Source organism: Cupriavidus sp. FW306-01-F10A (assembly GCF_058782785.1).
This window is the reverse complement of sequence record NZ_JBYSYA010000005.1, coordinates 331,647-349,698: the sequence shown is the minus strand read 5'-3', so window position 1 is coordinate 349,698 and position 18,052 is coordinate 331,647. Positions and strand designations below refer to the sequence as shown.

The following is an 18,052-nucleotide window of genomic DNA, read 5'->3' as shown; positions in this document are numbered from 1 at the left end:
GCGCAGTAATGCGTTAAGCTAACCAGTACTAATTGCCCGTAAGGCTTGATCCTATAACCAGTGTGTTTTGCCTGGTGTGTGATCGCGACTGTGCCGAAACAGTTGACACGCACAACCCCAACTACATCCCTATTCGCAGCGTTGACCTCAACCTCAGCGCTGCAACCCCTCATGCCTGGTGACCATAGCGAGCTGGAACCACCCCTTCCCATCCCGAACAGGTCCGTGAAACAGCTCCGCGCCGATGATAGTGCGGATTCCCGTGTGAAAGTAGGTCATCGCCAGGCTCTTATACTGCAGAACCCCCAGCCCCAAAAGGCTGGGGGTTTTTGCTTTGGCGCGGCGCAAACGCCCGGGGGCCGGCGCAGGCACGCATGTCCTCGTTGTTTTCATGCCGCATCGCGGGTCGCCGAGCATTCCGGGACTGTCCGCCTTCTGCTATGGTCGACACCCAAGTGCCCACATGCGGCACGAAGGCGGTTGCAACGCGTGTTTGCAGCAAGTAGTGAGCAATAGCCGGACCCTTGCCAACAGAGCAGGTCCGGATTCGGGTTTCGAGGGGTTACATGACGGCCAAGGTGTTTCGGCTGGTTTTGACTGGCGCCGCCGGCGCGCTGCTGCTGGCAGGATGCGCATCCACTCCCCCTGTTTCCACGGTTCCTCCGGGTGACACGGCCACTATGGCTGACACTTCCGCGATCGATTGCCAGGCATTCGCCAGGCGCATGGCCGGGTACGCGGCAGCGCAGACGGACCCGGCGGTGACTGCGGTGTCGTCGCCCGATCCGCTGGCTGCCGCCAACACCAGTGCGGCCGAAGCCGAGGCGGGCGACGACGGCGAAGCCGCCGATGCCGCGCCGCCGCCGACCCTGGCCACGCTGCCGTTGTTCTCGGTGTCACCGCATCGCGACCAGTTGCCGATCGGCTGGCAGCCTTGGACCATCAACCGCAACAAGACGCCCACCCGTTATTCGATGGCGGAGGTCGACCAGCGCGTGGTCGTCCATGCGCAGGCCGAGAGTTCGGCCTCCGGCCTGTATGTCCCGCTGCGCGATCGCGATGCCGGCATGCTGCGCTGGACCTGGAAGACCAGCGGCATTATCCGCAACGCCGACAACAGCCACGGCCCGCGCGAGGATTCGCCGTTGCGCCTGTTCGTCGCCTTCGACGGCGACAAGGGTGCACTGCCCTTGAAAGACCAGCTGATGTACGAGCTGGCGCGGCTGACTACCGGCCGCGAAATGCCCTACGCCACGCTGATGTACATCTGGGGCGGACGGCGCGCGGAAGGCTCGTTGGTGAGGAATCCGCACACCGACCGGGTACGCATGATCGTGGTGGATAGCGGCATGAAGCACGCCAATGAGTGGCGTTGCCATGAGCGCGACCTGCGCGCCGACTACCGCAAGGCCTTCGGGACCGACCCCGGCCTGGTCATCGCCGTGGGCATCATGACCGATACCGACAACACCAAGAGCAAGGCCGAGTCCTGGTACGGCGACATCGCGCTGGACTGAAGCCCCCGCGGCGCCTTCAGCCGCCGATAGGCTCGGCCAGCGCGAGCACCGCGAACGAGGCCAGCCAGTGCGTGGACACATACTCGCCCTCGACCGCCTGCGGCAGCGATGCCTCGAGATGATCGGACCATGCCCGGATGGCCAGCGGCCGCAGCGGCTCGGGCAGGGCGGGCTCCAGCATGCGCCAGCACCAGGCGCGCGAAAGGTTGAGCCCGTCCAGGTGCGAGGTCTTGGGGTCGCTGCGATTGGTCACTTCCACCGGCGTCAGCCAGTTGGCCAGTTCCGCCTGCCCCGGCACGAACAAATCCCACCATTCTGAAAACGCGCAGCCGTCCATCACGGCGTGCATCAGCACGGCTTCGGTCAGCCCGCCGGACAGGAATTCATCGCCGCCGGGCTCATATCGCGCCGGGTATTTCTGATCATGTCCGAACCAGCGGTGGGCGCGCCGCACGATGGCGCGCCGCAAGGTGAAGTCCTGGTGTGCGCGCGCATAGGCCATGGCCATCACCAGAGCGAAGGCGCTGTTGTAATGGGTGCCGGTGCGCACCGGGAATACCGCTGCATCCAGGAAATCCGCCAGTTGCCGTGACAGGTGCGATGCCAGCGGCGCGCATGCCTCGGCCCAGGTGGCTGCCTGGGCGTCCTGCCGCGCCAGCGCCAGCAACTCCGCCTGCAGTTTCAGCATCCAGCCCCAGCCATAGGGGCGTTCGAAGGTGCGCGAAAGGGGCTGCTGGAAGTAGGCCAGTTCGACCGCGATGTGCTCTGGACGCAGTTGGGCGTCCAGCGTTGCGCGGATGCGGGGCGCCTCCTCCAGGTCCGGCGACAGCGCCAGCAGCCGCGCCAGCAACCAGTGCATGTGCACGCTGGAGTGCCAGTCGTAGCTGCCGCAGAAGACCGGATGCCAAGCCGACGGTTCGGCCAGGTCACCGGCGCTGGCCACCATGTGGTCCAGCTTGTACGGATAGCGGCGCAGGATATTGTCCAGCGCCACGCGCGCGAAGCTGCGCGCTGTCTCGCGATCCAGCGCCAGGCGGCCCATCGCGGATGCTCCCCGGTTTTTTATCGTTGTGCTGTGCTCAGGTACGTAACGTCACGCAGGCGCCAGCCACTTTTCCACCAGCCGCACGAAGAACGTCGAGCCGACCGGCAGCAGTTCGTCGTTGAAATCATAGCTCGGGTTGTGCAGCATGCAGGGCCCGATGCCATGGCCGGCGTCGCGATGGCCGCCGTCGCCGTTGCCCAGGAACAGGTAGCAGCCCGGCTTGTGCTGCAGCATGAACGAGAAGTCCTCGGCGCCCATGGTGGGCTCGACATTGCTGTCGACGTTGTCCGCACCGACCAGTTCCGCGGCGACCGTGGCCGCAAAGCCGGTCTCGGCCTCGCTGTTGATGGTCGGCGGATAGTTGCGGTGGAATTCGTATCCGATGGTGCAGTCGAATGCCGCCGCCACCGCGCGCGCCACTTCTTCCATGCGCCGTTCGATCAGGTCCAGCACCGGCACCGTGAACGTGCGCACCGTGCCGCCGATCCAGGCCTGGTCCGGCACGATATTGGTGGCGTCGCCTGCGTGGAACTGCGTGACCGAGATCACCGCGGTATCGATCGGGCGCTTGTTGCGCGTGATGATGCCCTGCAGCGCCGACACGATCTGCGCAGCGGTGAAGACCGGGTCGTTGCCGTTGTTGGGCATGGCCGCATGCGCACCCTTGCCGCGCACCACGATGCGGAACTCGTTGCTCGATGCCATCAGCGGGCCCGCGCGCGTGCCGAACGAGCCGACCGGCATGCCCGGCCAGTTGTGCACGCCGAACACCGCGTCGCACGGAAAGCGCTCGAACAGCCCGTCCTTGATCATTTCGCGGGCGCCGCCGCCGCCTTCCTCGGCCGGCTGGAAAATCAGGTGCACGGTGCCGTCGAAGGGCTTATGCTGCGCCAGGTAGCGCGCCGCGCCGAGCAGCATGGCGGTGTGGCCGTCGTGGCCGCAGGCGTGCATCTTGCCGGTGTGCTGCGAGCGGTGATCAAAGGTGTTCGCTTCCTGCAGCGGCAGCGCGTCCATGTCGGCGCGCAGGCCGATGGTGCGCGGGCTGTTGCCGTTGCGGATCACGCCCACCAGGCCTGTGGTGCCCAGGCCGCGATGCACTTCGATGCCCCACGATTCCAGGTTCTGCGCGACCACGTCGGCAGTGCGCTGTTCTTCGAAGCAGAGTTCCGGGTGGGCGTGGATGTCGCGCCGGATCGCGCGGATTTCGGCTTGTGCCTGCAGGATTTCGGGGATGAGCTTCATGATGCCTGGCTGCCCTGGACGTTAGGGGCGTTAGCGTTGGATACCCCGATCATACGATGCCTCTCCGCAAAGCGCCAAAATGCGGCGATTTCCTGCGCGCTTGCCAGGTTGGCGCAGTGCAATATGCCAGCGCGGGTGGGTTTCCCCGCATTGCCGCGACATGCGCACTGCTGGAACAGTTCATGCTTGAAGTGCCCGGCCGGCAAATTCGTCGCTTTGTGATGCGCAACCGCACCCCAAACCGCACCAAAACGCAGCGCCGCCGCGTGACCCGCGGCGCGGCGCATTGCCGATCCTAAAACGTCTGCTTCACTTCCTACAGGGAGAATTGCGCGATGTCCCTTCGCACTTTCAAGAAGGCAATTGGTGTGGTGGCGGTAGCCGGGGCCCTTGGCCTGGCGCTCGCCGGCACCGCCCAGGCCGCGGACCTCAAACTGGCCATGAGTTCGCCGCCAACCTCGATGGATCCGCACTTCTACAACCTGTTCTCCAACATCAACGTCTCCGAGCATATCTTTGACTCGCTGACCAAGATGGACCCGGACAGCCGCATCATCCCGGGCTTGGCCGAGTCGTGGAAGCTGGTCAACAACCTCACCTGGGAATTCAAGATCCGCAAGGGCGTGAAGTTCCACGACGGCTCCGAGCTGACCGCCGAAGACGTGATCTGGTCGCTGGACCGCCCGGCCACCATCCAGAACAGCCCGGGCAAGTTCGATGTCTACACCAAGGCGATCGTCAACAAGAAGATCATCGACAAGCACACCATCCAGCTGACCACCAACCAGCCTTATCCGCTGATGCTGAACGACCTCACGTCGATCTTCATCGTGCAGAAGAAGGCGACGCAGGGGCTGAGCTCGGATGACTTCGCGCAGGGCAAGGGCATGGTCGGCACCGGGCCGTTCAAGTTCGTCAGCTATGCCCGCGACGACCGGGTCGAGCTGGTGCGCAACAACGACTACTGGGGCGCCAAGCCGGCCTGGGACAAGGTCACGCTGCGCTTCATCCCCAATCCGGCGACGCGACTGGCGGCGCTGCTGTCGGGCGACGTGCAGGCGATCGAGAACGTGCCCACGCCTGACCTGCCCAAGGTGCGCCAGGATCCCAAGCTGTCGTTCTTCTCCAAGATCTCGCACCGCGTGATCTACCTGTATTTCGATGCCAAGCGCGACAAGTCGCCCTATGTCACGACGAAGGAAGGCGCACCGCTGGACAAGAACCCGCTGAAGGACGCGCGCGTGCGCAATGCCATCAGCATGGCGATCAACCGGCAGGGCATCAAGGACCGCCTGATGGAAGGCCTGTCCGAGCCGACCAACAACCTGGTGCCGCCGACGCTGTTCGGCTACAACCCCAACCTGAAGACGGTCAAGTACGACCCCGAGGCCGCCAAGAAGCTGCTGGCCGAGGCCGGCTTCCCGAACGGCTTCGGCGTGACGCTGCACACGCCCAACAACCGCTACGTCAACGACGAGAAGATCGCGCAGACCATTGCGCAGAACCTGACCCGGATCGGCATCGCCACCAAGGTCGAAGGCATGCCGATGGCGACGTACTCGTCCAAGGGCATCAAGCACGAGTGGTCGTTCGGGCTGCTGGGCTGGGGCGCGCAGACCGGCGAGGTCAGCTCGCCGCTGCGCGCGCTGCTGGCGTGCGAGGACAGCAAGAAGGGCTTCGGCACCACCAACTGGGGCGAGTACTGCAACCCCAAGATGGACGTGGTGCTGGAGAAGGCGCTGTCCACCGTGGACGACAACGAGCGCTCCAAGCTGCTGCAGGAGGCCACCGCGATCGCGATCAACGATGGCGGTATCATCCCGATCCACCAGCAGGTGACCACCTGGGCCACGCAAAAGGGCATCGTCTACGTGCCGCGTACCGACGAGCGCACCTACGCGCATAACTTCAAGCCCCAGTAAGCTCCGGTCAGCCCAGACAACAGGAGCCTCGGCCGGCGGATGGTCTGCTGGCCGAGTTTGCGGTGCCGCGCATGGCTGCCGCGCCACACCCGGGAAGCGCCACGGCGCGGCCCGGGCGTGGCGTGCATTCGCGCGCGAAAGGAAAGTGGTTCGAACATGCTGGTCTTTATCATCCGGCGCCTGATGCAGAGCGTGGTCGTGCTCTTCGTCATGTCGCTGCTGGTTTTCCTCGGCGTCTTTGCCATCGGCAATCCCGTCGACATCCTGATCAACCCGCAGGCCGACCAGGAGGACATCAAGCGCACCATCGCGGCGCTGGGCCTGGACAAGCCGCTGTGGGAGCAGTACTGGGTGTTCCTGCAGAATGCGCTGCAAGGCAACCTGGGCACCTCGTTCGCGCACGGCACGCCGGCGCTCAAGCTGATCTTCGAGCGCATGCCCGCCACCATGGAGCTGGCCATCTGCGCGATCCTGCTGGCGATCGTGCTGGGCATCCCGCTGGGCCTGTGGGCCGGGCTGCGGCCCAAGGGCATGGCCGGCAAGTCGATCATGGCGGTGTCGATCCTGGGCTTCTCGCTGCCCACCTTCTGGGTCGGGCTGATGCTGATCATGGTGTTCGCGGTGCAGCTCGGCTGGCTGCCCTCCAACGGGCGCGGCGAGACCGTGCGCGTGCTCGGCATCCCGCTCAGCTTCCTGACTGCCGACGGCATCCGCCACCTGATCCTGCCGGCGGTAACGCTGTCGCTCCTGAATATCGCCATGGTGATCCGGCTCACGCGCGCCGGCACGCAGGAGGCGATGATGCAGGACTACGTCAAGTTCGCGCGCGCCAAGGGCCTGTCGAACACGCGCATTGTCGGCGTGCATGTGCTGAAGAACATCCTGATCCCGATCGTCACGGTGATCGCGCTGCAGTTCGGCTCGATCATCGCGTTTGCGATCGTGACCGAGACCATCTTCGCCTGGCCCGGCATGGGCAAGCTCATCATCGACTCGATCCAGCTGCTGGACCGGCCGGTGATCGTCGCCTACCTGATGGTGATCGTGACGCTGTTCATCCTGATCAACCTGGTGGTGGACATCATCTACAGCATGCTCGATCCGCGCGTGCGCATTGCCGACAACAAGGGCTGAGCCATGAGTGCCGTATCTGTAGAACAAGAGGACAAGACCCCGCCGCCCGCCGCGGCGAGCGAACAATCGCCGTGGCGGCGCTTTGCCGCGGAGTTCTTCTCCAGCAAGATTGCCGTGGCCGGACTGGCCACGCTGGTCATCATCATCCTGATCGCCATCTTCGCGCCGTGGCTGGCGCCGCAGAACCCCTATGACCTGGCCACGCTGGACGTGCTCGACGCGCGCCTGGCGCCGGGCGAGCAGGCCGGCACCGGCATGACCTTCCTGCTGGGTTCGGACGAGCAGGGCCGCGACATCCTGTCGGCGGTGATGTACGGCCTGCGCATCAGCATCGGCGTGGGCGTGGTCAGCACCGTGATCGCGCTGCTGCTGGGCGCCACGCTCGGCCTGCTGGCCGGCTTCCTGGGCGGGCGCACCGAGGCCTTCATCATGCGCGTGGCCGACCTGCAGCTGTCGTTCCCGCCGATCCTGCTGGCGCTGATCCTGCTGGCCTTCCTGCGCCCGGGCCTGGGCAATATCGTGATCGCGCTGGTGGCGGTGCAGTGGGCCTACTACGCCCGCACCACGCGCAGCGCCGCGCTGGTGGAGCGCCGCAAGGAATATATCGAGGCCGCCACCTGCCTGGGCCTGCCGCCGATGCGCATCATGTTCCGCCACCTGCTGCCCAACTGCCTGCCGCCGCTGATCGTGATCGCGGCGCTGCAGGTGGCCTCGGCGATCACGCTGGAAGCGACGCTGTCCTTCCTCGGGCTGGGCGTGCCGGTCACCGAGCCCTCGCTGGGATCGCTGATCTCCAACGGGCAGCAGTACATGCTGTCGGGCAAGTACTGGATCAGCTTCTTCCCGGGCATCGCGCTGGTGGTCACCATCGTGGCGATGAACCTGGTGGCCGACCAGCTGCGCGATGTCCTCAACCCGCGCCTGCAGACGCAATAACCAGGAGCGGAACATGGCACAACCGACGTTGGTGGTTGAACACCTGAAGACGCAATTCCACACGCGCGGCGGCATCGCCAAGGCGGTCGACGACGTGTCCTTCACCGTGGGCCGCGGCGAGATCATGGGGCTGGTGGGCGAGTCCGGCTCGGGCAAGTCCATGACCGGCTATTCGATCATGGGCCTGATCGACCCGCCCGGGAAGATCGTCGACGGCCGCATCGCGCTGACCAGCCGCGACGGCATCACCCGCGACCTGCGCGCGCTCACGCCCGCGCAGCAGCGCGACGTGCGCGGCAACCGCATCGCGATGATCTTCCAGGACCCGATGATGACGCTGAACCCGGTCCTGCGCATCGACACGCAGATGATCGAGGCGGTCCTGGCGCATGAAAAGGTGGGCAAGGCGGTGGCGCGCGAACGCGCGCGCAATGCGCTCGCGCGGGTCGGCATCCCGTCGCCGGACGAGCGCCTGCAGGCCTATCCGCACCAGTTCTCGGGCGGCATGCGCCAGCGCGTGGCGATCGCGATCGCGCTGCTGAACAAGCCCGACCTGATCATTGCCGACGAACCGACCACCGCGCTGGACGTCACCATCCAGGGCCAGATCCTGTACGAGATGCAGACCCTGTGCCGCGAATCGGGTACGGCGCTGATCTGGATCACGCACGACCTGTCGGTGGTGGCGGGGCTGGCCGATACCGTGTGCGTGATGTACGCCGGCAAGATCGTCGAGGCCGGCGACGTGCGCCAGGTGCTGGAACACCCCGAACACCCCTACACCCACGGGCTGATCAGCTCGGCGCCGTCGCGCAATCCGCGCGGCACGCCGCTGCGGCAGATCCCGGGCATGACGCCGTCGCTGCTGAACCTGCCGGGCGGCTGTGCGTTCCGCGAACGCTGTCCCTACGCCACCGCTGCCTGCAAGACCGAGCCGCCGCTGGAGACCGCCGCCGACGGCCGCCGCCTGCGCTGCTTCCATCCGGTGCTGGCCAACCAGGAGGCAGCATGAGCGCAACTGAACTGCAATCCCGACCGATGACGAATCCTGCAGCGGAAGAGGGGGGCACGCCGAGCGCGCCGATCCTGGAGCTGCGCGGCGTGTCCAAGCGCTTCGTCAAGTCGCTCGACACCGCCGCGCGCATCGCCAACCTGTTCGGCGCCCATGCGCACGACGAGGTGGTGCACGCGGTCGACCGCGTCGACCTGAGCATCCGCGCCGGCGAAGTGGTGGGCCTGGTCGGCGAGTCCGGCTGCGGCAAGTCCACGCTCGGGCGCATGGCCGTGGGCCTGCACTCGCTGACCGAGGGCGAGCGCCTGTGGCGCGGCATCAACCTGGACCACCTGCCGCCCGACAAGCGCCGCGAGAAGCAGCTGGCAATCCAGATGATCTTCCAGGACCCGTACGCCTCGCTCAATCCGCGGCTGCGCGTGCTGGATATCGTGGGCGAGGCGCCGGTGGTGCACGGCATGGTCGAGCGCGGCGCGCAGAAGGGCTATGTGGAAGACATGCTGGTGCGCGTGGGCATGGACCCGACCGTGCTGCGGCGCTTTCCGCACCAGTTTTCCGGCGGGCAGCGCGCGCGCATCGGCATTGCCCGGGCGCTGGCGGTGAAGCCCGAGTTCCTGGTGTGCGACGAGTCGGTGGCGGCGCTGGACGTGTCGATCCAGGCCCAGGTGCTGAACCTGTTCATGCGCCTGCGTGAAGACCTGAACCTGACCTACCTGTTCATCAGCCATGACCTGGGCGTGGTCAAGCACATCAGCGACCGCGTGGTGATCATGTACCTGGGGCGGGTGGTGGAATCCGCGCCGACAGAATACGTGTTCGCCGCGCCCAACCATCCCTATACCCAGGCCCTGCTGGCCGAGGCGCCCAAGCTGGAGGTGGCCCGCAAGACCTATGTGGCGATCCGCGGCGAGATCCCGTCGCCGCTGAACCCGCCGCCAGGCTGCCATTTCCACCCGCGCTGCCCGCATGCGATGCCGCGTTGCCGGGAAGAGCAGCCGCTGCTGAAGGAGATTGCGCCGATGCGGTTCTCGGCGTGTCACCTGAACGACATGGAGTAGTGCCTGGTTTTCTCCTCCCTGCGCGAGGGAGGAGAAAACCTTGAGTCTCAGCGGATCACCTGCCCCTTCGAATTGATGATCGTCATCTCCACGAACTTCGAGCCCACGTGATTCTCCGGCGTGAAGTTGACGATAAACCCGCCGAGGTCATAGCTGCGCATTGACTCCAGGGCGGTCACCAGCTTCTCGCGCGTCAGGTCCTTGCCCGCGCGGCGCAGGCCCTCGGTGAACGCCTTGGCGGCGATAAAGCCTTCGATGCTGGCGTAGTCGAATTCACTGGGCTTGCCGGCGGCCTGCAGCAGGCGCAGGTACTCCCGCACGATCGGCAGCGTGGCGTTGCCCGGGTGCGGCATCACCTGCGAGATGATCACGCCGCTGCCCTGCGCGCCGACCTCGTTGGCCAGCGCCTGCGTGCCGACGAAGGAGACGTTGTAGAACTGGCCGTTGTAGCCGCGGCGCAGCGCTTCCTTCACGAAGGCGCCGGCGGTGCGGTAGGCACTGATCATCACCACGGCGTCGGGCCTGGCCTTCATCGAACCCTGGATGGCGTCGCCGATTTCCGTGGTGTTGCGGACCACGGGTTCGCGCGCGACGATCTGCACGCCGCTGTCGGGCGCGGCCTTGAGCGCGCGCTCCAGACCATCCAGTCCGGCCTTGCCGTAGGCGTCCTCGTTGTAGACCACGGCCACGCGCCTGAGCCCGGTGGTCTGGATCTGGCGCAGGATGGCCGCGGTTTCCTCGTTGTAGCCGGCGCGCACATGGAAGACGTAGCGGCTGCGCGGCTCGCGCAGCGACTGCGCCCCGGTGTACGGGCCAAAGAACGGCACCCTGGCCTGGATTGCCAGCGGCAGCGCGGCCTGGCTGGTGGGCGTGCCGACATAGCCGAAGAGGGCGAAGACGCGGTCTTCCTCGATCAGCTTCCTGGTGTTCCTGGCGGCGGGCTCGGGTTCGTAGTAGTCGTCTAGCGCCTCCAACCGGATCTTGCGGCCGTGGATGCCGCCCTGCTGGTTGATATGGTCGAAATACAGCCGTGCGCCCGAGTTCATCTGCTTGCCGAGCACGGCGGTCGGGCCGGTCAGCGCGGCGGACTGGCCCAGCAGGATGGTGTCGGCGGTGACGCCGTTTTCGGATGTGGCGGGGATGCCCGCCGTGTTGGCCGCGAAGGCAGCGCAGGATGCGCCACCCGTGCCGATGGCGCACGCCACCAGCAGGCCGGCAAGCCGGCCATTGACCCCGGATCGGAACGACATAAACCCCCCGCGAAATGTGGTTCGATTACCCGTTTGCCGCGTCGGCCGGTCTCTCGCCGGCGAATTGCTCACGTCGTGCGGCATGGTGCGCGTACCGGTCTGTGCCGGCAGCGCGCCGGCACATCATAATCGAATACAATCGGATCGAGATACTCCCCGCCATCCCCCCGCACGGCCGGGAAAGCGCCGCCCGCCGGCGCGGCTCGGGCGCCGCTACCAGCGCGCCTGCGCCGGCATCTCCAGTTCCGTACGACCGAACGAAAAAACAACACACCCCGCCCGGAGACCCCATGGCTTCCCGCATCGTCCGCGCCGCCTGCCCGCATGACTGCCCCGACACTTGTGCCTTGCTCGTCACCGTCGAGGACGGCCGTGCCGTCAAGGTAGCGGGCGATCCCGACCATCCCGGCACGCAGGGCGTGCTGTGCACCAAGGTGTCGCGCTACACCGAGCGCACCTACCACCCGGACCGGCTGCTGACACCGATGAAGCGCATCGGCAGGAAGGGCGAAGGGAAGTTCGCGCCGATCTCCTGGGACGAGGCGCTCGACACCATCGCCACCCGCCTGCAGGCGATCGCGGCGCGCGATCCGCAGGCGATCGTGCCGTACAGCTACGCCGGCACCATGGGGCTGGTGCAGGGCGAGAGCATGGCCGCGCGCTTCTTCAACAAGCTGGGCGCGTCGCGGCTGGACCGCACCATCTGCGCCAGCGCCGGCGCCACCGCGCTGCGCTACACCTACGGCGCCAGCGTGGGCATGGACATGGAGCACGTGGTCGATGCCAGGCTGGTGATCATCTGGGGCGGCAACCCGATTGCCTCCAACCTGCATTTCTGGACCCGCGCGCAGGAAGCCAAGCGGCGCGGCGCCACGCTGGTCGCGATCGACCCGTACCGCTCGCTGAGCGCCGAGAAGTGCCACCGCCATATCGCGCCGATGCCCGGCACCGACGGCGCGCTGGCGCTGGCGCTGATCCATGTGCTGATCCGCGACGACCTGCTCGACCACGACTACATCGAACGCCACACCGTCGGCTTCGAGGCGCTGCGCGAGCGCGCGCAGGCCTACACCCCGGCACGCGCGGCCGAGATCTGCGCCATCCCGGCCGAGGACATCGAATGGCTGGCCGGCCTCTACGGCCAGCTGGCGGTGCGCGAGCGTCAGCCGGTGGCGATCCGCCTGAACTACGGCATGCAGCGCGTGCACGGCGGCGGCCAGGCGGTGCGCGCGGTGGCGTGCCTGCCGTCGCTGGTGGGCGCCTGGCGCCAGCCCGCGGGCGGGCTGCAGCTGTCGACCTCGGGCTTCTTCCCGATCAACGAAGCCGCCCTGCAGCGCCCCGACCTGCTGCCTGGCTGGCCGCAGCAGCTGCCGCGCATCGTCAACATGAGCACCATCGGCGACGCGCTGCTGGCCGAGCCGGCGCCCGGCGCGCCGCGCATCGAGGCCGTGGTGGTCTACAACAGCAACCCGGTCGCGGTGGCGCCGGAATCCGGCAAGGTCGCCGCGGGCTTCGCTCGCGAGGACCTGTTCACGGTGGTGCTGGAGCACTTCCGCACCGACACCGCCGACTATGCCGACATCCTGCTGCCGGCGACCACGCAGCTTGAGCACACCGACGTGCACAAGGCCTACGGCCACACCTATTTCCTGGCCAACAACGCCGCCATCGCGCCGATGGGCGAGGCCCTGCCCAATACCGAGATCTTCCGCCGGCTGGCGCAGCGCCTGGGCTTCACTGAAGCGTGCTTTGCCGACAGCGACGAGGCCATCGCCGCGCAGGCCATCATTCCGGGCGATGCGCGCGCGGCCGGCATCAGCTGGGAATCATTGAAGGAGCAGGGCTGGCAGAAGCTGGCGCTGCCGGCGGCGCCGTTCGCCGAGGGTGGCTTCCCGACCGTATCGGGCAAGTGCCAGTTCTATTCGGAGCCGATGGCGCGCGACGGCCTCGACCCGCTGCCTGACTACGTGCCGCAGTACGAGGCGCCGCTGACCGCGCCCGAACTGGCGGCGCGCTATCCGCTGGCGATGATCTCGCCGCCGGCGCGCAACTTCCTCAACAGCTCCTTCGTCAACGTCGACAGCCTGCGCGCCACCGAGGGCGAGCCGCACCTGGACATCCACCCGGCTGACGCCGCCGAGCGCGGCATCGTGCACGGCGCCATGGTGCGCGTCTTCAACGACCGCGGCAGCATGGTGGCGCGCGCCCGCGTCACCGACCGCGCCCGGCGCGGGCTGGTGGTGGGCCTGTCGATCTGGTGGAAGAAGCTGGCTTCGGACGGCAAGAACGCCAACGAGCTGACCAGCCAGCGCCTGACCGACCTGGGCCGCGCGCCGGTGTTCTATGACTGCCTGGTGCAGGTCGAGGCCTGCACGGAAGGGGCAGTCCGGCCGGCATGACGCCGCAGCCTGGCCGCCGGCGCTGGGCGGCACTCCTGGCGGCGACCGGCCTCACCGCGGTGGTCCTGGTGACGGCCGGGTGTGAGGCCGTCGGCTACTACGCGCAGTCGATCGGCGGCCACTTGGGCGTGATGGCCCAGGCACAACCGCTGACCGACGCCATCGCCAGCGCGCGCGACGCCAACGATGCGCGCCTGGCGCAGCGGCTGGCGCTGGCCGGCCGCATGCGCGACTTCGCCTCGCGCGAACTGAAGCTGCCCGAGAACGGCAGCTACCGCCGCTACGCCAACCTGCACCGGCCCTATGTGGTGTGGAGCGTGTTCGCCACGCCCGAGCTGTCGATGGACCTGCGCAAGTGGTGCTTCCCCATCGTCGGCTGCATCAGCTACCGCGGCTACTACGCCCAGTCCGATGCCGAGCAGTATGCGCAGGGATTGCGCCGCGACGGGTTTGAGACGTACGTGGCTGGCATCCCCGCCTATTCGACGCTGGGCTATTTCGACGACCCGCTGCTCAATACCTTCGTCTATCTGCCCGAGGGCGAACTGGCGCGGCTGATCTTCCACGAACTGGCGCACCAGGTGGTGTACGTGCGCAACGACACCGCCTTCAACGAGTCCTTCGCCACCGCGGTGGAAGCCGCGGGCGTGGAGCGCTGGCTGGCCGAGGATGCGTCGGAGGACGCGCGCGCCAGCTATCGGCAGTACGATGCCCGGCGCCAGCAGTTCCGCGCGCTGTTGCTGGGCACGCGCGACCGGCTGGTGGCGCTGTACCAGACCCCGCTCGATGACGGCGCCAAGCGAGAGGGCAAGGCCAAAATCTTCGCCGACCTGCGCACCGAGTACGCGCGGCTGCGCACGGAGTGGGGCGGCTTCAGCGGCTATGACCGCTGGTTCGACCAGCCGCTGACCAACGCCCACCTGGCCGCGGTGGCCACCTACCAGCAGTGGGTGCCGGCCTTCACCGCGTTGCTGGCGCAGTGCAACGGCGACTGGCAGCGCTTCTATGACGAGGCCGCCCGTATCGGCGCGCTGCCCGCCGCCGAGCGCGAGGCCGCGCTGCAGCGGCTGGTGCCGCCGGCCACGCGCACCGGCACGCTGACCGCGGGCGGCAAGACCGCGGCCAACTAAGCCGCCGCCGCGCGCGCCGCTTACCAGGTATCGATGAAACGTCTCGGTGCGTTGGCCAGGCGGCCGAGGCTCCCCGGCGGCACCGAGGCCAGCCCGCGCAGCAGCCAGCGCCGCGTGTCGGCAGGGTCGATCACCGCATCGATCTCCAGGTGGCTGGCCATGTTGAGCGCGCGGCCGCGCTGGTAGGCGCCGTCGACCATGCGCGCGAACAACGCCGCGCGCTCGTCGGGGTCGGCCACGGCCTCCAGCTCCTTGCGAAAGCCCAGCCGGATCGAGCCCTCGATGCCCATTGCGCCGAACTCGCCGCTGGGCCAGGCCGCGGTGAAGAAGGGCGCGGCAAAGCTGCCGCCGGCCATGGCCTGCGCGCCCAGCCCGTAGCCCTTGCGCAGCACCACCGTGAAGAACGGCACGCGCAGCGCGCCAGCGGTGACAAAGAGGCGCGACACGTGCCGCACCGTGGCGGTTTTCTCGGCCTGCGGCCCGACCATGAAGCCGGGGGTGTCGCACAGCGACACCATCGGCAGCCCGTGCGCGTCGCACAGCTGCATGAAGCGCGCGGCCTTGTCGGCGGCGGCGCTGTCGATGGCGCCGCCGAGGTGGCGCGGGTTGTTGGCGATGCAGCCGAAGGCGCGGCCTTCGATGCGGATCAGTGCGGTGATGATGCCGGTGCCGAACGCCGCGCGCAGCTCCAGCACCGAGCCGCTGTCCGCCATGGCGGCGATCACCGCGCGCATGTCGTAGCTGCGCAGGCGGTTCTCGGGGATGGCGTGGCGCAGGTGGCGCGGGTCATCCGCCTGCCAGTCATGGACGTCGCCCTGGAAGTAGGACAGGTAGCGTTGCGCGGCATCGACCGCGGCCGCTTCGTCATCGACCAGCACGTCGATCACGCCGTTGGGCCCCTGCACGCTGACCGGGCCCACTTCCTCGGGCGCGAACACGCCCAGCCCGCCGCCTTCAATCATGGCCGGCCCGCCCATGCCGATGGTGGCGCTGCGCGTGGCGATGATGACGTCGGCGCAGCCCAGCAGCGCGGCGTTGCCGGCAAAGCAGCGGCCGGACACGATGCCCACCAGCGGCACCTGGCCCGACAGCCGCGCGAACTGGATGAACGAGGTGCAGTCCAGCCCGGCCACCACCGGCATGTCGGTATCGCCCGGCCGGCCGCCGCCGCCCTCGGCAAACAGCACCACCGGCACCTGCCACTGGCGCGCCAGCGCCAGCATCCGGTCCAGCTTCTTGTGGCCATAGAAGCCCTGCGTGCCGGCCAGCACGGTGTAGTCGTAGGCCAGCACCATGCAGCGCGCATCGGCACCGGGAAAGCGCGCCGCGTTGACGGTGCCGATACCGGTGACGATGCCGTCGGCGGGCGTGGCGCTGACCAGGTCTTCGACGCTGCGGCGCTGCCGTTGCGCGGCGATGGCGAGCGCGCCGTACTCGATGAAGGAGCCGTCGTCGCACAGCTGGGCGATGTTCTCGCGCGCCGTGCGGCCGCCCTGGGCGTGGCGCCTGGTGACGGCCTGGGCGCGTGCGGCGTCGTGGCCAAGGGCGTGGCGCTCCAGCGTTTCGCGAAGGTCCGCGCGCACATGGCCGAGGTCGGCCGCTGCGGCGGTCTCGGCGGCATGGCCGGCATCGTCGCCGGGCGCCAGCACGATCACCGCGGCCCCGGCGCGCAGCGCGGCACCTGCAACGGCCAGCACGCGCAGCACCGTGCCGGCGGCGGGCGCCTCCAGCGGATGCTCCATCTTCATCGCTTCGATGATGGCCAGCGGCTGGCCGCGCCTGACCGTGTCGCCTTCGCACACGTGGATGGCGGCGAGCGCGCCGTCCATGGGCGCCGGCACGGCGATGGCGTCGTCGGGGAGGTCGGCCAGCGCCTGGTCCGCATCGGCCAGCGCGCCGTCGGCGAGGGCGGGCGGCGCGTGCAGCACCGGGTGGTCGGCCTCGGCAGTCGCCAGTGCAGCCAGCGCCTGGTCCAGGTACTGCGTGTGCACGGCATTGCGGCGCACGTCGTCCAGCTGCAGCAGGTCCTGCAGCAAGCGGCGGTTGGTATCGATGCCTTCGATGCGGAACTCGCACAGCGCGCGGTAGGCGACCGCCAGCGCACGCGCGTAGTCGCCTCCGGGTTCGTGCACGATCAGCTTGGCCAGCAGCGAATCAAAGCGCGGATTCGCCGTCATGCCGGCAAAGCCCGCGCTGTCCACGCGCACGCCTGGCCCATTGGGCGGCTCGAACGCCGTCAGCGTGCCGCTGGCCGGGCGCAGCTGGCCCTGCGCGTCGAGGTGCTCGGCATTGATGCGCAGTTGCACCGCGATGCCGCGCGGCGCGGGTGCCTGCTCCAGGCCCAGGTCGGCCAGGCGTGCGCCGGCGGCGATGGCCAGCTGGGTTTGCACGAGGTCCACGCCGGTCACCATCTCTGTCACCGTGTGCTCGACCTGCAGGCGCGGGTTGGCCTCCATGAACCAGAACGATGGGCCGCCAGCGCCGCCGTCTGCCACCAGGAATTCGAACGTGCCGATGCCGCGATAGGCGGCGGCGCGCACCAGTGTGGCGGCGGCATCGGCCAGCCTTGCGCGCAGTGCGTCATCCAATGACGGGCTGGGGGCGATCTCCACCAGCTTCTGGTGGCGGCGCTGCAGGCTGCATTCGCGCTCGCCCAGCGTCAGCACGCGGCCCTCGGCGTCTGCAACCACCTGGATCTCGATATGGCGCGGTGCGGCGACGATGCGCTCCACATAGACCGCGCCATTGCCGAATGCGCCGCTCGCTTCCGAGACGCAGCGTGCATAGGCCTCGTCGATCGCGGCAGCGCGATGCACGGCGCGCATGCCGCGCCCGCCGCCGCCGGCGAGCGCCTTGATCATCATGCCCGCTTGCCCGTCGGGGCTGGCGAAGAAGGCCCGCGCCTGCTCCAGCGAGGTCGGGCCAGCGGTGCCGGGCACGACCGGCACGCCATGCTCGCGCGCCAGCGCGCGGGCGCGGGCCTTGTCGCCGAACAGGCGCAGCACGTCGGGCGCAGGACCGGCGAAGACCAGCCCGGCGTCCAGGCAGGCCTGCGCAAAGTCGGCGTTCTCGGACAGGAAGCCGTAGCCGGGGTGCACCATGCCGCAGCCCGCCCGCCGCGCGGCGTCCACCACGGCGGCAATGTCGAGGTAGGCGCGCGGACCAGTGCCGGGCAGCGCCACCGCAGTGTCGGTCTTGCGCACGTGCAGCGCGTCGCGGTCGTCTTCGCTGTACAGCGCCACGCTGGGGATGCCCATGGCCGCGGCGGCCCGCGCGATCCGGATGGCGATTTCGCCGCGATTGGCGATCAGGAGCTTGTGGGTCGTCATGATGCGGGAGCGTTGATGGCGTTTGTTGTGCAGGGCGCAGTGCGGGTATGTACTCGTTGGTACATTTATTTACCGTTG

The 18,052-nt window shown here is 68.1% G+C and carries 12 protein-coding genes and 1 rRNA gene; 9 read left to right on the top strand and 4 right to left on the bottom strand.

Annotation, left to right across the window (positions count from 1 at the left end; translation table 11 throughout):
- Positions 1 to 174 precede the first annotated feature (174 nt).
- Both rrf and AC3WLF_RS10640 read left to right on the top strand, forming a co-directional pair.
- Positions 175 to 287: ribosomal RNA gene (gene rrf / locus AC3WLF_RS10645) — 5S ribosomal RNA — on the top strand.
- A gap of 279 nt (positions 288 to 566) precedes the next feature.
- The gene (locus tag AC3WLF_RS10640; protein ID WP_492358182.1) at positions 567 to 1,517 is read left to right on the top strand and encodes a DUF3047 domain-containing protein; all 951 of its coding nucleotides are present in this window, start codon (positions 567 to 569) and stop codon (positions 1,515 to 1,517) included.
- Between the two features lie 16 nt (positions 1,518 to 1,533).
- Here the strand turns inward: AC3WLF_RS10640 and AC3WLF_RS10635 are convergent, their stop codons facing one another.
- Positions 1,534 to 2,559 carry a DUF2891 domain-containing protein gene (locus tag AC3WLF_RS10635; RefSeq protein WP_492358181.1) on the bottom strand — a complete coding sequence of 342 codons (1,026 nt, stop codon included), beginning with the start codon at positions 2,557 to 2,559 and terminating at the stop codon, positions 1,534 to 1,536.
- A gap of 51 nt (positions 2,560 to 2,610) precedes the next feature.
- Entirely contained in the window at positions 2,611 to 3,804 is a 1,194-nt protein-coding gene (locus AC3WLF_RS10630; RefSeq protein ID WP_492357521.1) for a M20 aminoacylase family protein, read from the bottom strand.
- Between the two features lie 335 nt (positions 3,805 to 4,139).
- Between AC3WLF_RS10630 and AC3WLF_RS10625 the strand changes: the two genes are divergently transcribed.
- The 5 genes from AC3WLF_RS10625 to AC3WLF_RS10605 all read left to right on the top strand — a co-directional run bounded on the left by AC3WLF_RS10625 (position 4,140) and on the right by AC3WLF_RS10605 (position 9,866).
- On the top strand, positions 4,140 to 5,726 hold the full coding sequence (locus tag AC3WLF_RS10625; protein WP_492353246.1) for an ABC transporter substrate-binding protein: 1,587 nt from the start codon (positions 4,140 to 4,142) through the stop codon (positions 5,724 to 5,726).
- A 156-nt stretch (positions 5,727 to 5,882) separates the two neighbouring features.
- Positions 5,883 to 6,860 carry an ABC transporter permease gene (locus AC3WLF_RS10620; RefSeq protein WP_492321594.1) on the top strand — a complete coding sequence of 326 codons (978 nt, stop codon included), beginning with the start codon at positions 5,883 to 5,885 and terminating at the stop codon, positions 6,858 to 6,860.
- 3 nt (positions 6,861 to 6,863) lie between these two features.
- Complete coding sequence (locus AC3WLF_RS10615) at positions 6,864 to 7,796, top strand: ABC transporter permease (protein ID WP_492358180.1); 933 nt, start codon at positions 6,864 to 6,866, stop codon at positions 7,794 to 7,796.
- Positions 7,797 to 7,809: 13 nt separating this feature from the next.
- Positions 7,810 to 8,808 carry an ABC transporter ATP-binding protein gene (locus AC3WLF_RS10610; RefSeq protein WP_010814791.1) on the top strand — a complete coding sequence of 333 codons (999 nt, stop codon included), beginning with the start codon at positions 7,810 to 7,812 and terminating at the stop codon, positions 8,806 to 8,808.
- 26 nt (positions 8,809 to 8,834) lie between these two features.
- Positions 8,835 to 9,866 (top strand): ABC transporter ATP-binding protein, encoded by a 1,032-nt coding sequence (locus tag AC3WLF_RS10605; protein ID WP_492358185.1) that lies wholly within the window; start codon positions 8,835 to 8,837, stop codon positions 9,864 to 9,866.
- 47 nt (positions 9,867 to 9,913) lie between these two features.
- Here AC3WLF_RS10605 and AC3WLF_RS10600 read toward each other — a convergent pair whose 3' ends face one another.
- Positions 9,914 to 11,116, bottom strand: coding sequence for an ABC transporter substrate-binding protein (locus tag AC3WLF_RS10600; RefSeq protein ID WP_492321592.1), 1,203 nt, complete (start codon positions 11,114 to 11,116; stop codon positions 9,914 to 9,916).
- 290 nt (positions 11,117 to 11,406) lie between these two features.
- On the opposite strand from AC3WLF_RS10600, the gene AC3WLF_RS10595 reads away from it, so the two are divergent.
- Complete coding sequence (locus tag AC3WLF_RS10595; protein ID WP_492357519.1) at positions 11,407 to 13,515, top strand: molybdopterin-containing oxidoreductase family protein; 2,109 nt, start codon at positions 11,407 to 11,409, stop codon at positions 13,513 to 13,515.
- Positions 13,512 to 14,645 carry an aminopeptidase gene (locus AC3WLF_RS10590; RefSeq protein ID WP_492321590.1) on the top strand — a complete coding sequence of 378 codons (1,134 nt, stop codon included), beginning with the start codon at positions 13,512 to 13,514 and terminating at the stop codon, positions 14,643 to 14,645. The genes AC3WLF_RS10595 and AC3WLF_RS10590 overlap by 4 nt, the downstream gene beginning before the upstream one ends.
- A 20-nt stretch (positions 14,646 to 14,665) precedes the next feature.
- Here the strand turns inward: AC3WLF_RS10590 and AC3WLF_RS10585 are convergent, their stop codons facing one another.
- On the bottom strand, positions 14,666 to 17,974 hold the full coding sequence (locus AC3WLF_RS10585; protein WP_492358179.1) for an acetyl-CoA carboxylase family protein: 3,309 nt from the start codon (positions 17,972 to 17,974) through the stop codon (positions 14,666 to 14,668).
- Positions 17,975 to 18,052 lie beyond the last annotated feature (78 nt).

What these genes read in the sequence shown, in the direction of transcription:
- AC3WLF_RS10640 (WP_492358182.1), top strand. Translation starts at nt 567, where the DNA reads ATGACGGCCAAGGTGTTTCGGCTGGTTTTGACTGGCGCCGCCGGCGCG.
- AC3WLF_RS10635 (WP_492358181.1), bottom strand. Translation starts at nt 2,559, where the DNA reads ATGGGCCGCCTGGCGCTGGATCGCGAGACAGCGCGCAGCTTCGCGCGC.
- AC3WLF_RS10630 (WP_492357521.1), bottom strand. Translation starts at nt 3,804, where the DNA reads ATGAAGCTCATCCCCGAAATCCTGCAGGCACAAGCCGAAATCCGCGCG.
- AC3WLF_RS10625 (WP_492353246.1), top strand. Translation starts at nt 4,140, where the DNA reads ATGTCCCTTCGCACTTTCAAGAAGGCAATTGGTGTGGTGGCGGTAGCC.
- AC3WLF_RS10620 (WP_492321594.1), top strand. Translation starts at nt 5,883, where the DNA reads ATGCTGGTCTTTATCATCCGGCGCCTGATGCAGAGCGTGGTCGTGCTC.
- AC3WLF_RS10615 (WP_492358180.1), top strand. Translation starts at nt 6,864, where the DNA reads ATGAGTGCCGTATCTGTAGAACAAGAGGACAAGACCCCGCCGCCCGCC.
- AC3WLF_RS10610 (WP_010814791.1), top strand. Translation starts at nt 7,810, where the DNA reads ATGGCACAACCGACGTTGGTGGTTGAACACCTGAAGACGCAATTCCAC.
- AC3WLF_RS10605 (WP_492358185.1), top strand. Translation starts at nt 8,835, where the DNA reads ATGACGAATCCTGCAGCGGAAGAGGGGGGCACGCCGAGCGCGCCGATC.
- AC3WLF_RS10600 (WP_492321592.1), bottom strand. Translation starts at nt 11,116, where the DNA reads ATGTCGTTCCGATCCGGGGTCAATGGCCGGCTTGCCGGCCTGCTGGTG.
- AC3WLF_RS10595 (WP_492357519.1), top strand. Translation starts at nt 11,407, where the DNA reads ATGGCTTCCCGCATCGTCCGCGCCGCCTGCCCGCATGACTGCCCCGAC.
- AC3WLF_RS10590 (WP_492321590.1), top strand. Translation starts at nt 13,512, where the DNA reads ATGACGCCGCAGCCTGGCCGCCGGCGCTGGGCGGCACTCCTGGCGGCG.
- AC3WLF_RS10585 (WP_492358179.1), bottom strand. Translation starts at nt 17,974, where the DNA reads ATGACGACCCACAAGCTCCTGATCGCCAATCGCGGCGAAATCGCCATC.